The sequence below is a fragment of the Pseudomonas putida genome, assembly GCF_002025705.1.
In the GTDB taxonomy this organism is placed as follows: Bacteria; Pseudomonadota; Gammaproteobacteria; order Pseudomonadales; family Pseudomonadaceae; genus Aquipseudomonas; species Aquipseudomonas putida_J.
This window is the reverse complement of sequence record NZ_CP018846.1, coordinates 5,556,601-5,569,277: the sequence shown is the minus strand read 5'-3', so window position 1 is coordinate 5,569,277 and position 12,677 is coordinate 5,556,601. Positions and strand designations below refer to the sequence as shown.

Sequence of the window (12,677 nt, the reverse complement as noted above, 5' to 3'; positions counted from 1 at the left end):
GTCGGGTATCCCTGCCGTTCCCGCACGCATCAGTCGAGCTGTGGCCTGCATGGCCGCAATAATTGACGCTTTGCGCACCTGGACCACACCTCGTAACGCTTTTTCGTTGCTCTTCTCGTATTCCTGCCCTTTGATCCCACTACGGACACGCTTGGTTTCAGTGTATCCACAGTGCGCCTGCGCGTGGGTTTTTGCTTTAGCAATCTACTCCATCCAGAATCAGAGCGCGGACCACCTTACCTCCTGAGGTATTTATGAGTAACAACCTCGACCAGCTCACTGATTGGTTGAAAGAGCACAAGATCACCGAAGTGGAATGCCTGATCAGCGACCTGACCGGCATCACCCGCGGCAAGATCTCGCCGACCAACAAGTTCATCGCCGAAAAAGGCATGCGCCTGCCCGAGAGCGTGCTGTTGCAGACCGTGACCGGCGACTATGTCGACGATGACATCTATTACGACCTGCTCGACCCGGCCGACATCGACATGATCTGCCGACCCGACCAGGATGCTGTGTTCCTGGTGCCGTGGGCCATCGAGCCGACCGCCCAGGTAATCCACGACACCTACGACAAGAAGGGCAACCCGGTCGAACTGTCGCCGCGCAACGTGCTGAAGAAAGTCCTCAAGCTGTATGCCGACAAGGGCTGGCAGCCGATCGTCGCGCCGGAGATGGAGTTCTACCTGACCAAGCGCAGCGAAGACCCGGACTTCCCGCTGCAGCCACCGGTTGGCCGCTCTGGCCGCCCGGAAACCGGCCGCCAGTCGTTCTCGATCGAGGCCGCCAACGAATTCGACCCGCTGTTCGAAGACGTCTACGACTGGTGCGAATTGCAGCGCCTGGACCTCGATACGCTGATCCACGAAGACGGCACGGCGCAGATGGAAATCAACTTCCGTCACGGCGACGCCCTCCACCTGGCCGACCAGATCCTGGTGTTCAAGCGCACCATGCGCGAGGCTGCGCTCAAGCACAACGTCGCTGCCACCTTCATGGCCAAGCCGATGACCGGCGAGCCGGGCAGTGCCATGCACCTGCACCAGAGCGTGGTCGACGTGGCCACTGGCAAGAACATTTTCAGCAATGAAGACGGCAGCATGAGCGAACTGTTCCTGCACCACATCGGTGGCTTGCAGAAGTTCATCCCCGAAGCGCTGCCGCTGTTCGCCCCCAACGTCAACTCGTTCCGCCGCTTCCTGCCCGACACCTCGGCGCCGGTGAACGTCGAGTGGGGTGAGGAGAACCGCACCGTAGGCCTGCGCGTACCGGATGCCGGCCCGCAGAACCGCCGTGTCGAGAACCGCCTGCCGGGCGCCGATGCCAACCCTTACCTGGCCATCGCCGCCAGCCTGCTGTGCGGCTATATCGGCATGGTCGAGGGCATCGAAGCCAGCGCACCGGTTCAGGGCCGTGGCTACGAGCGCCGCAACCTGCGTCTGCCGCTGACCATCGAGGACGCCCTCGAACGCATGGAAATCAGCCGTGCGCTGGTGCAGTACCTGGGCAAGAAATTCATCACCGGCTACGTCGCCACCAAACGCGCCGAGCACGAGAACTTCAAGCGTGTCATCAGCTCCTGGGAGCGTGAGTTCCTGCTGTTTGCTGTGTGATCAACCCCCTGAGGCCGCCCGCCGGCGGCCTGCGGAACATGGAGAAGCACATGAGCGTCAAAAACCCGCAAACCCGTGAATGGCAAACCCTGAGCGGCGAGCACCACCTTGCACCTTTCAGTGACTACAAGCAGCTGAAGGAGAAGGGGCCGCGCATCATTACCAAGGCGCAGGGCGTGCATTTGTGGGACAGCGAGGGGAACAAGATCCTCGACGGCATGGCCGGCCTGTGGTGCGTGGCGGTCGGTTATGGCCGTGAAGAGCTGGTGCAGGCTGCCGAAAAGCAGATGCGCGAGCTGCCGTACTACAACCTGTTCTTCCAGACTGCCCACCCGCCTGCACTGGAGCTGGCCAAGGCCATCACCGACGTGGCGCCCGAGGGCATGACTCATGTGTTCTTCACCGGCTCCGGTTCCGAAGGCAATGACACCGTGCTGCGCATGGTTCGCCATTACTGGGCGTTGAAGGGCAAGCCGCACAAGCAGACCATCATCGGCCGCATCAACGGCTACCACGGCTCCACTTTCGCGGGTGCATGCCTGGGCGGCATGAGCGGCATGCACGAGCAGGGCGGCCTGCCGATCCCGGGCATCGTGCACATCCCGCAGCCGTACTGGTTCGGTGAGGGCGGCGACATGAGCCCCGACGAGTTCGGTGTGTGGGCAGCCGAGCAGCTTGAGAAGAAAATTCTGGAAGTCGGCGAAGACAACGTCGCCGCCTTCATTGCCGAGCCGATCCAGGGCGCCGGCGGCGTGATCATTCCGCCAGAGACCTACTGGCCGAAGATCAAGGAGATCCTGGCGAAGTACGACATCCTGTTCGTTGCTGACGAAGTGATCTGTGGCTTCGGCCGCACCGGCGAGTGGTTCGGCTCCGACTACTACGACCTCAAGCCCGACCTGATGACCATTGCCAAGGGCCTTACCTCCGGTTACATCCCCATGGGCGGTGTGATCGTGCGTGACAAGGTGGCCAAGGTGATCAGCGAAGGTGGCGACTTCAACCACGGCTTCACCTATTCAGGCCACCCCGTGGCGGCCGCGGTGGGCCTGGAAAACCTGCGCATCCTGCGCGATGAGAAGATCGTCGAGAAGGCGCGCACGGAAGTGGCACCCTACTTGCAGAAACGTCTGCGTGAGCTGCAGGACCACCCGCTGGTGGGCGAAGTACGCGGCCTGGGCCTGCTCGGTGCAATCGAGCTGGTCAAGGACAAGGCCACCCGCAGCCGTTACGAAGGCAAGGGTGTGGGCATGGTATGCCGTAACTTCTGCTTCGAAAACGGCCTGATCATGCGTGCGGTGGGCGACACCATGATCATCGCCCCGCCGCTGGTGATCACCCACGCCGAGGTGGATGAGCTGGTGGAAAAGGCTCGCAAATGCCTCGATTTGACCCTTGAGGCGATTCGATAAGCGTTTGCTAGGCTAGCGATGTGACATTAAGTCGTTACAAGGCCCTGCTTTCCTTGAAACAGAGCCTTGTAACTTGCCAGACTAGCGGTTGTTTCAGTCGCTGCGACGCGTGTAGCGCGGGGCCTGGCTGCTGAACGGATGGCTAATCAAAAAAATCTGGAGCATGACGCATGAAGAAAATGGGCAAGACGTTGCTGGCCGCCGCCCTGATGGGTGCCATGGCCACTGCTGCACAGGCTGAAGACAAGGTACTGAACGTCTACAACTGGTCGGACTACATCGCTCCGGACACCATCGCCAAGTTCGAGAAGCAGACCGGCATCAAGGTCAAGTACGACGTCTTCGACAGCAACGAAACCCTCGAAGCCAAGCTGCTGGCGGGCAAGTCGGGCTACGACATCGTCGTGCCGTCCAACAACTTCCTGGCCAAGCAGATCAAGGCTGGCGTATACGAAGAACTGGACCGCTCCAAACTGCCAAACTGGAAAAACCTGGACGAAGACCTGCTCAAGGCCGTTGGCGACGCCAGCGACAAGGACAACAAGCACGCCTTCCCATACATGTGGGGCTCGATCGGCATCGGCTACAACCCGGAGAAGGTCAAGGCCGCGCTGGGCGTGGACAAGATCGACTCGTGGGACGTGGTGTTCAAGCCTGAGAACATCGCCAAGCTCAAGAGCTGCGGCGTGAGCTTCCTGGATGCCCCGACCGAGATGATCCCGGCGGCGCTGCACTACCTGGGCAAGCCGACCAACAGCACCAGCAAGGAAGACCTGAAGGCCGCCGAAGATCTATTCCTCAAGATCCGTCCTTCGATCACCTACTTCCACTCGTCCAAGTACATCGGCGACATGGCCAACGGCAACATCTGCGTGGCCGTCGGCTATTCGGGTGACCTGGAGCAGTCCAAGGCCCGCGCCCACGAAGCCGGCGACAAGGTCAAAGTGGACTACGTGATTCCGAAAGAAGGTGCCGGCACCTTCTACGACATGGTCGCCATCCCGAAAGATGCCGAACACAAAGACGCCGCCTACCAGTTCATGAACTTCCTGCTGCAGCCGGAAGTCATGGCCGAAATCACCAACGCTGTGCGCTTCCCGAACGGCAACGCCGCTGCCACCCAGTTCGTGGACAAGGCAATCACCAGCGACCCAAGCATCTATCCACCGGCTGAAGTCAAGAAACAGCTGTACGCGATCGCTGCACCTGAGGCCAAGGTCCAGCGTGACATCACTCGCAGCTGGACCAAGATCAAATCGGGCAAATAACCCCGATGCGTGACCTCTGGGCCGGGGTTTTCCGGCCCAGAGCCAGTGAATGGCAATTGATGATTGCGGCATCGAAGCTGCGCAGGTAAGTTGCGCGCCGGTTTTGTGTGCGCGGCAGCGCTTGTACCCAATAAGTACGCCGCCACCAAGGCACTGATTGTGAGGACCACCCACTTGTCTATTTCTGTATTACGCAAGGCCTTGATGGCTGGAGCGGGCCTGACGCTGGCATGCAGCGTCCAAGCGGCGCCTACGGTGCACTTCTACAACTGGTCGGACTATATCGGCCCGAACACACTCGCGGATTTCGAAAAGGAAACGGGCATCAAACCCGTGCAGGACGTTTTCGATTCCAACGAAACCCTGGAAGGCAAACTGCTGGCCGGCAACACCGGCTATGACGTGGTGGTGCCGTCCAACCATTTCCTTGGCAAGCAGATCAAGGCGGGCGCGTTCCAGAAGCTCGACAAGAATCTGCTGCCCAATTATTCCAATCTCGACCCGGCGCTGATGAAGCGCCTGGAAAAGAACGATCCGGGCAACCAGTACGCCGTGCCTTACCTGTGGGGCACCAACGGCATCGGTTACAACGTCGACAAGGTCAAGGCTGCGCTGGGCGTGGACACCATCGACTCCTGGGCTGTGCTGTTCGAACCCGAGAACATGAAGAAGCTCTCCAAGTGCGGTGTGGCCTTCCTCGACTCAGCGGACGAAATGCTCCCGGCGGTGCTCAACTACATGGGGCTCAGCCCCAACAGCACCGACCCCAAGGATTACGCCAAGGCCGAGCAGAAACTGCTGGCAGTGCGCCCCTACGTGACCTACTTCCACTCGTCCAAGTACATCACCGACCTGGCCAACGGCGACATCTGCGTCGCGGCAGGCTTCTCGGGTGATGTGTTCCAGGCCAAGGCCCGCGCTGAAGAAGCGAAGAAGGGCGTGAACCTGGCTTACGCCATTCCCAAGGAAGGCGGCAACCTCTGGTTCGACGTGCTGGCGATCCCCAAGGACGCCAAGAACGTGAAAGAGGCCCACGCCTTCATCAACTATTTGCTGAAACCTGAGGTTATCGCCCAGGTCAGTGATTACGTCGGTTACGCCAACCCGAACCCCAAGGCTGGCGACCTGATGGACCAGGCCGTGAGGACTGACGCTGCGGTTTACCCACCGCAGGAAGTGCTGGACAAGATGTTCGTGAACTCAGAGTTGCCGCCCAAGGTGCAGCGCCTGATGACCCGTAGCTGGACCAAGGTCAAGTCGGGCAAGTAATCATCCAGACCCGTTGCGGTACCTGATACACAGGCCGCACGGGCACAAAAATCTTGTTGGGAGTTTCACTCATGGCAGTTGCCTCCGGTGCCTATAAAAAAGCCCTCGAGGGTGGCCAGCAACCCAAGCAGGTGCTGGTCAAGATCGACCGGGTTACAAAAAAATTCGACGAAACGGTCGCCGTGGACGATGTGTCCCTGGAAATCCGCAAAGGCGAGATCTTCGCCCTGCTGGGTGGCTCCGGTTCCGGCAAGTCGACCTTGCTGCGTATGCTGGCTGGCTTCGAGCGCCCGACTGAAGGGCGGATCTTCCTCGATGGCGTCGACATCACCGACATGCCGCCATATGAGCGGCCGATCAACATGATGTTCCAGTCCTACGCACTGTTCCCGCACATGACCGTGGCGCAGAACATCGCCTTCGGCCTGCAGCAGGACAAGATGCCCAAGGCCGAGATCGACGCCCGCGTGGCCGAGATGCTCAAGCTGGTGCACATGAGCCAGTACGCCAAGCGCAAGCCGCACCAGCTCTCCGGTGGCCAACGCCAGCGGGTGGCCCTGGCGCGTTCCCTGGCCAAGCGCCCCAAGCTGCTGCTGCTCGACGAGCCGATGGGCGCGCTGGACAAGAAGCTGCGTTCGCAGATGCAGCTGGAACTGGTGGAAATCATCGAGCGCGTGGGCGTGACCTGCGTGATGGTGACCCACGACCAGGAAGAGGCCATGACCATGGCCCAACGCATCGCCATCATGCACCTGGGTTGGATCGCCCAGATCGGCTCGCCAGTGGACATCTACGAGACCCCGACCAGCCGCCTGGTGTGCGAATTCATCGGCAACGTCAACCTGTTCGACGGTGAAGTGGTCGACGACGCCGAAGGCCATGCGATCATTGCCAGCCCGGAACTGGAGCGCAAGATCTACGTCGGCCACGGCATCACCACTTCGGTGGAAGACAAGCACATCACCTACGCCCTGCGCCCTGAAAAGCTGCTGGTCACCACCAGCCAGCCGGACTTCGAGCACAACTGGTCGCGCGGCAAGGTCCACGACATCGCCTACCTGGGTGGCCACTCGGTGTTCTACGTCGAGCTGCCGAGCGGCAAGGTCGTTCAGTCGTTTGTCGCCAACACCGAGCGCCAAGGCGCACGCCCGACCTGGGGCGATGAAGTGTACGTGTGGTGGGAAGACGACAGCGGCGTGGTACTGCGGTCATGAAACCACGCAAGCTCAAGCGAGCCTTCCAGCGCTTAATCCCGGAGGGGCGGCACGTGGTGATCGGGGTTCCGTTCATCTGGCTGTTCCTGTTCTTCATGCTGCCGTTCTTCATCGTGTTGAAGATCAGCTTCGCCGAAGCCGACGTGGCGATCCCGCCGTATACCGAGATCTACAGCTACGTCGAAGACAAGATCCAGTTGGTGCTCAACCTGGCCAACTACGGCCTGTTGACCGAGGATGAGCTGTACATCTCGGCCTACCTGGGCTCGTTGAAGATGGCCTTCTTCAGCACCCTGCTGTGCCTGCTGATCGGCTACCCGATGGCCTACGCCATCGCCAACGCCAAGAAGGAGACCCAGACGGTCTTGCTGTTGCTGATCATGATGCCGACCTGGACCGCGATCCTGATCCGCGTCTATGCCTGGATGGGCATCCTCAGCAACAACGGGCTGCTCAACGGCTTCCTGCTATGGACCGGGTTGATCGACCAGCCGCTGCAGATCCTCAACACCAACCTGGCGGTGTATATCGGCGTGGTCTATTCGTACCTGCCGTTCATGATCCTGCCGCTGTTCGCCAACCTGGTGAAGCATGACCCGAGCCTGCTCGAAGCCGCTTCGGACCTGGGGTCGAGCACCTTCAACAGCTTCTGGAAGATCACTGTCCCGCTGTCGAAGAACGGCATCATCGCCGGCTGCATGCTGGTGTTCATTCCGGTGGTGGGCGAGTTCGTCATTCCTGAGCTGCTTGGCGGCCCGGAAACCCTGATGATCGGTAAAGTGCTGTGGCAGGAATTCTTCAACAACCGTGACTGGCCGGTAGCCTCTGCCCTGGCGGTAGTAATGCTGGCGATCCTGATCGTGCCGATCTTGCTGTTCAACCGCAGCCAGGCCAAAGAAATGGAGGGCAGGGCATGAAGCGCTTCAGTTTCTCCAAGCTGATGCTGGTGCTCGGCTTGCTGTTCATCTACCTGCCGATGCTGATCCTGGTGATCTACTCGTTCAACGCCTCCAAACTGGTGACGGTGTGGGGTGGCTGGTCGGTGAAGTGGTACGTCGGCCTGCTCGACAACACCCAGCTGATGGGTTCGGTGATGCGCTCGCTGGAGATCGCCTGCTACACGGCGGTAGCGGCAGTGGCGCTGGGTACCCTGGCGGCCTTCGTGCTGACCCGGGTCACCCGCTTCAAGGGCCGCACGCTGTTCGGTGGCCTGGTCACCGCGCCGTTGGTAATGCCTGAGGTGATCACCGGTCTGTCGCTGTTGCTGCTGTTCGTGGCCATGGCGCAAATGATCGGCTGGCCGCAGGAGCGTGGCATCGTCACCATCTGGATTGCTCACACCACGTTCTGTGCGGCGTATGTGGCGGTAGTGGTGTCGGCCCGCCTGCGCGAGCTGGACCTGTCGATCGAGGAAGCGGCGATGGACCTGGGTGCCAAGCCGTGGAAGGTGTTCTTCCTGATCACCATTCCGATGATCGCGCCATCGCTGGCAGCGGGTGGCATGATGTCGTTCGCACTGTCGCTGGACGACCTGGTACTGGCGAGCTTCGTGTCGGGCCCGGGCTCGACCACCTTGCCGATGGAAGTGTTCTCGGCGGTGCGTCTGGGCGTGAAGCCTGAGATCAACGCCGTGGCCAGCCTGATCCTGCTGTCGGTGTCGCTGGTAACCTTCTTCGTCTGGTTCTTCAGCCGCCGTGCCGAAGAGCGTCGCCGCAAGGCGATTCAGCAGGCGATCGAAGAGGGTGCGGCGGCCAATGCCTCGCAGCCGCAGGTCAAGCGCCCGGCGCCAGCTGCTGCGTCGGCCTGACCTGACAGGCGCCCCACAGGTCTTGGGCCCGGTGGGGTGCCTGGAGTTTGCCACAGCGATCTTTGGCACCTTTCACTACTAACCTGATCAATTTGCGCGGATGGAGCCCACGCTCGCACGGAGAGAGTTCGAGCGGCTGGCTATACCCGGGTTCTGAATGCCCTGAGCAAACGTGCTTTCATAAGAAGGGGGGGGATCGTAAGCAGGGGGGGGATCTCTATCTATGAATGCCTGAGTGCGGCGTTCAAACCAATCATTAAACATTGGTGTTAAGCCAGCAGCCTCATTCAAACTGCTCAAACTATTTCGAGCACTAGTTTGGATCGAGGGAACCTCGGGCGATGCCGCTCGGGATGCTAAACTGGTCAAACCTTTTAAATGTAGAAATCCGCTGATCGCATAGGAAATGGCAGCTATGATTCCTAGAGCTATTTTTGCTCCCCGGGATTTCACTTTGACTGCTCCTATAACAGAGCCCGCTCCTAATGCTGAAAATAACGCCCCGGCCAAGAGGGCCTTGGAAAAATGTCCCGAGGGATCAACTCTATTGACCGGATTTCCTGAACAGTATGCGTAAGCGTTCGGCCCGCCTTGCTCAAACGGACTTAGGTTATCTGGGCTGCAAAACCTCATGAGCGTGGGGTTGTACAGACGATAACCATTACCTAGCAAATAGCAGCCAGTTACCGTATCCAGTTGCTCACCGTTGAATGCCAGAGGGTTATTCGATTCGTGCTGGGCTGGGCGTCGGCCGTAAGAGGTGTAAGGGAACTGTACCTTGCCGGCAAGCCCTAATTCGGTGATTACCGTATTGGTGCTATTCACCGCCATGATTGAATGGGATGCCTCAGCGCCTGATGTGTGTTGCGCCAGATGGCCACCCTTATGCCGGAAAATAGAGCGTGTTGCAGACCCGCTGAGTTCGGTCGCAACACGGTCGTTTTGGTAGAAGAAGCGCAGTCCCGTCGCAGTGGCCATGAGTTTTTCCTTAGTTTCAATGCCAGGTTGAGAAAACATCCACACACTGTTGATGTTGTCGACGTAATCAGATTGTTTAAATCATGTAAGGGTCGGGGCCCCTTGGCCACTAGCAGAAATACTAGTTTCTCAATGATTCTGTTGTACCAGGGCTAGCCTGTGCCGCAGGTATTGGAATGCCTCCCTTTACACCTGATCACCCTCCCAATGATCGCGCCGCGGGCGACGGGCAGCATGATGTCGTTCGCTCTGTCGTTGGATGACCTGGTACTCGCCAGCTTCGTGTCCGACACTGGTTCGACCGCCTTGCCGATGGAAGTGTTCTCGGCGGTGCGTCTGGGCGTGAAGCCTGAGATCAACGCCGTGGCCAGCCTGATCCTGCTGTCGGTGTCGCTGGTAACCTTCTTCGTCTGGTTCTTCAGCCGCCGCGCTGAAGAGCGTCGTCGCAAGGCGATTCAGCAGGCTATCGAAGAGGGTGCGGCGGCCAACGCCTCGCAGCCGCAGGTCAAGCGCCCGGCGCAGGTGGCTGCGTCCGCCTGACCCGTCCCTTTCGTGGGCTTGCCCGCTCCCACAAGGACATCACAGCCTTCAGGCTTTTGGTGATCCCTGTGGGAGCGGGCAAGCCCGCGAATGCCTCAACAGTGATTCAAAACCATACCGCATCCCAGTGTGGATAGTTCCTGACACTCCTGACCAATCCTGCCCTCAAGGGATTGGCAACAATGTACCGGGCTACATGCACCACACACTCTTCTCGCCGCAGCGCATGGTCATGGTAACCGGGTTGCCAGATCGGTTTGTGCCTGACACCTGCCTTGCGTAACGCAATGGCTGTGCGTGATTTGAACTTGCGCATCAACGTTCCCAATGCCACCTCCTTCAGCTCGACCAGCCAATGCAGGTGGTCCGGCATCACTACCCAGGCCAGGGAATGGCAATCCTGAATGTCATTTGAAACCCGCAGGTGTTTGACCACCAGGCGCGCATTGTCGAAGTCATGGAACAGTGGTTTTCGTTGGTGCGTGATGGTGGTCAGCAGGTAGAGCCTGCCTGGCTCGGAGTAGCGCCCACGACGTAATCGGTGAGATTCGGCTAGCGGCATTTTGATCTTCCTTGAAATTGAACCTCCTTTTGAAAGGTAGTGGCTGAAGCGGGGGTTACCGGGTGGCTGATGGTTTCTGAATATGGCAGAAGCTCATGCATTGCTGTGCCGGCCTCTTCGCGGGCGCGCCCGCTCCCACAGGTACAGCACTGGCTTGGGGCTGGCGACATTCCTGTGGGAGCGGGCATGCCCGCGAAGAGGCCCTGAAGGCGTACGACTTTTCATCAACTCAAACCAAAGGCTTCAGTCGGATCAGCTTGGGAATTATCCTACGAGCCGTGTGGAAGCTGCTCTGTTGCTGGGGAAATGCTCCAGGGATAACGTCCTTGGGACTGGGTGTGAGAACCCAACGATATAGTGCTTTCGTCATGGCAACCGTGCGCGGGCAGACTTACGTCTGGCTGCGTTCCTATATCCGCGGTTTCTCACCTCGCGTACGGTTGCCGCCCTGATCCGTGAGAAAGATGAAGGTGGCAATTCCTTGTCCAGATATAGGAGATCCACCATGACCAACTCTGCTCCAGACGCTCCCCATCCATCACACAGCAGCAGCGTCGGCCGCGAAACCTGCATGGACCTCTTCCGCGTCCAGGCCAATATCCCCTTCAACCATGCCTTCTCCGAACTCTCCGTAATGCTCGGGTGCATCAATCACTTGACGACCGAAGCCGAGATGGAAAATGACCGGCTGGCTGGTAGTGCCGCGAGAATTCTCAGTGGCTTTGCCAAAGCACTGATCGATGACATCGAGCTGGGACTGAACAAGGCTTCAGTTCAGCTCTGACCTGTACCGGCCCTTTCGCGGGTAAACCCGCACACAGGTACAGCATAGGTTTCAAGACCTGTGCCACCCTGTGAGAGCGAGCGGGCATTAACTCGAAGAGGATCTCTACGTACGTTTTTTATCGACCACAGGTTTTAGGTATTCTGTCGGATTTCCCTCATGGTAAAGGTATCTGAGCTTGCGGGACTGGAGTGCCACCGTTGAGCACTGTTGAGAGACGTAACCCCTGCCACTTGGCTGTATGCAGGAGGTTCTGGGTTTTGCAGGGCAGGCTGAGGGGAATATTGCAGTACAACTTTATTTGTACGGGACATAAAATAGACATTTTCATTAACACTTGACGGGATTTGACGCTGTCTTGAAAAGGCAGGTGCATTGAGAACGCTATTAGAGACTGCAGGAGTTTGTTGGCTATTAATGGTGCGTTGTGAGGGTTGAAAGTTGTTTTGCAGCTGAGGTGCTTTCACCAGACGGCGAGCGAGCACGCCTCCCAGTAGAGCCCCAGCGGCAAAATCAATAACCATATTTGATATACCTAGGATTTTTTGGGCTTTGGGGTCGTTTACCAAAGCTTTTGCAATGTGGGTTGCTATTGATGCGGCCGCACCAATTGCAAGCGCAGGATAGAGCAATCGGGATACAGGAAAATGACCAGTGGGGTCAACGTTGTTCACTGGGTCCCCGGCACAGTACGCCTTAGAGTTCAGTCCACCCTTCCCGAACGGGCTTTGGTCATCCTCGCTATAGAATATGTAGATTGCAGGACTGGCCAGACGATAACTGCCCAGCAGGTAACAATCTGTTGGCGTATCCAGTATCTCGCCGTTGAATGCCAAGGGGTTGTTCGATTCTCCTTGTACTGTGCGTCGGCCATAGGGGGTATAAGCGAACTGCGCCTTACCGGAGTCTCTCAATTCGCTCATGACGGTGTTGGAGTTGTCCACTGCCATGATTGAACGCGATTCCTCAGCACCTGATGTGCATAGCGCCAGGAGGCTGTTCTGATGCCGGAAAATGGAGCGTGTCACAGAGCCGCCTAGTTCGGTGCAAACATGGTTGTTTTGGTAGAAGCGGCGTGTAGTTTTTGCAGCGCCCATGGGGCCTCCGAAGGGTCAAGGGTTAACAGGGACTGGCCTCTTTTGTGATGCCACTGGCGGGGCGACCGGTTGGGTAGACTATGTAATGCCCTGGCGACTATTGGCTACTGACAGAAATGCCAGGTTTTCAACG

11 protein-coding genes and 1 pseudogene are annotated in these 12,677 nt (G+C 58.6%); 9 read left to right on the top strand and 3 right to left on the bottom strand.

Annotated elements, in window-relative coordinates; translation table 11 throughout:
* Positions 1-254: 254 nt before the first annotated feature.
* The 7 genes from BUQ73_RS25230 (at position 255) to BUQ73_RS25200 (ending at position 8,583) form a co-directional block, all read left to right on the top strand.
* The gene (locus BUQ73_RS25230) at positions 255-1,613 is read left to right on the top strand and encodes a glutamine synthetase family protein (RefSeq protein WP_027920892.1); all 1,359 of its coding nucleotides are present in this window, start codon (positions 255-257) and stop codon (positions 1,611-1,613) included.
* 50 nt (positions 1,614-1,663) lie between these two features.
* On the top strand, positions 1,664-3,025 hold the full coding sequence (locus BUQ73_RS25225; protein WP_079230131.1) for an aspartate aminotransferase family protein: 1,362 nt from the start codon (positions 1,664-1,666) through the stop codon (positions 3,023-3,025).
* Positions 3,026-3,195: 170 nt separating this feature from the next.
* A complete protein-coding gene (locus BUQ73_RS25220) occupies positions 3,196-4,293 on the top strand; it encodes a polyamine ABC transporter substrate-binding protein (protein WP_079230130.1) in 1,098 nt (365 codons plus the stop codon).
* Positions 4,294-4,467: 174 nt separating this feature from the next.
* Complete coding sequence (locus BUQ73_RS25215; protein ID WP_027920895.1) at positions 4,468-5,562, top strand: polyamine ABC transporter substrate-binding protein; 1,095 nt, start codon at positions 4,468-4,470, stop codon at positions 5,560-5,562.
* Positions 5,563-5,633: 71 nt separating this feature from the next.
* On the top strand, positions 5,634-6,776 hold the full coding sequence (locus BUQ73_RS25210; protein ID WP_079230129.1) for an ABC transporter ATP-binding protein: 1,143 nt from the start codon (positions 5,634-5,636) through the stop codon (positions 6,774-6,776).
* Positions 6,777-6,811: 35 nt separating this feature from the next.
* Complete coding sequence (locus tag BUQ73_RS25205; RefSeq protein WP_192858731.1) at positions 6,812-7,693, top strand: ABC transporter permease subunit; 882 nt, start codon at positions 6,812-6,814, stop codon at positions 7,691-7,693.
* A complete protein-coding gene (locus BUQ73_RS25200) occupies positions 7,690-8,583 on the top strand; it encodes an ABC transporter permease subunit (protein ID WP_079230127.1) in 894 nt (297 codons plus the stop codon). The genes BUQ73_RS25205 and BUQ73_RS25200 overlap by 4 nt, the downstream gene beginning before the upstream one ends.
* An 87-nt stretch (positions 8,584-8,670) precedes the next feature.
* Here the strand turns inward: BUQ73_RS25200 and BUQ73_RS25195 are convergent, their stop codons facing one another.
* The gene (locus tag BUQ73_RS25195; RefSeq protein ID WP_161492857.1) at positions 8,671-9,561 is read right to left on the bottom strand and encodes an RHS repeat-associated core domain-containing protein; all 891 of its coding nucleotides are present in this window, start codon (positions 9,559-9,561) and stop codon (positions 8,671-8,673) included.
* Positions 9,562-9,753: 192 nt separating this feature from the next.
* Between BUQ73_RS25195 and BUQ73_RS25190 the strand changes: the two are divergent.
* Positions 9,754-10,101 (top strand): annotated as a pseudogene (locus tag BUQ73_RS25190) (putrescine ABC transporter permease PotI); the annotation flags it as partial.
* 106 nt (positions 10,102-10,207) lie between these two features.
* On the opposite strand, the gene BUQ73_RS25185 reads toward BUQ73_RS25190, so the two are convergent.
* Positions 10,208-10,663, bottom strand: a complete 456-nt coding sequence (locus BUQ73_RS25185) for an REP-associated tyrosine transposase (protein WP_079230125.1) — start codon at positions 10,661-10,663, stop codon at positions 10,208-10,210.
* Positions 10,664-11,168: 505 nt separating this feature from the next.
* Between BUQ73_RS25185 and BUQ73_RS25180 the strand changes: the two genes are divergently transcribed.
* On the top strand, positions 11,169-11,447 hold the full coding sequence (locus tag BUQ73_RS25180; RefSeq protein ID WP_152031608.1) for a DUF3077 domain-containing protein: 279 nt from the start codon (positions 11,169-11,171) through the stop codon (positions 11,445-11,447).
* Positions 11,448-11,581: 134 nt separating this feature from the next.
* Here BUQ73_RS25180 and BUQ73_RS25175 read toward each other — a convergent pair whose 3' ends face one another.
* The gene (locus BUQ73_RS25175; protein ID WP_161492856.1) at positions 11,582-12,397 is read right to left on the bottom strand and encodes an RHS repeat-associated core domain-containing protein; all 816 of its coding nucleotides are present in this window, start codon (positions 12,395-12,397) and stop codon (positions 11,582-11,584) included.
* Positions 12,398-12,677 lie beyond the last annotated feature (280 nt).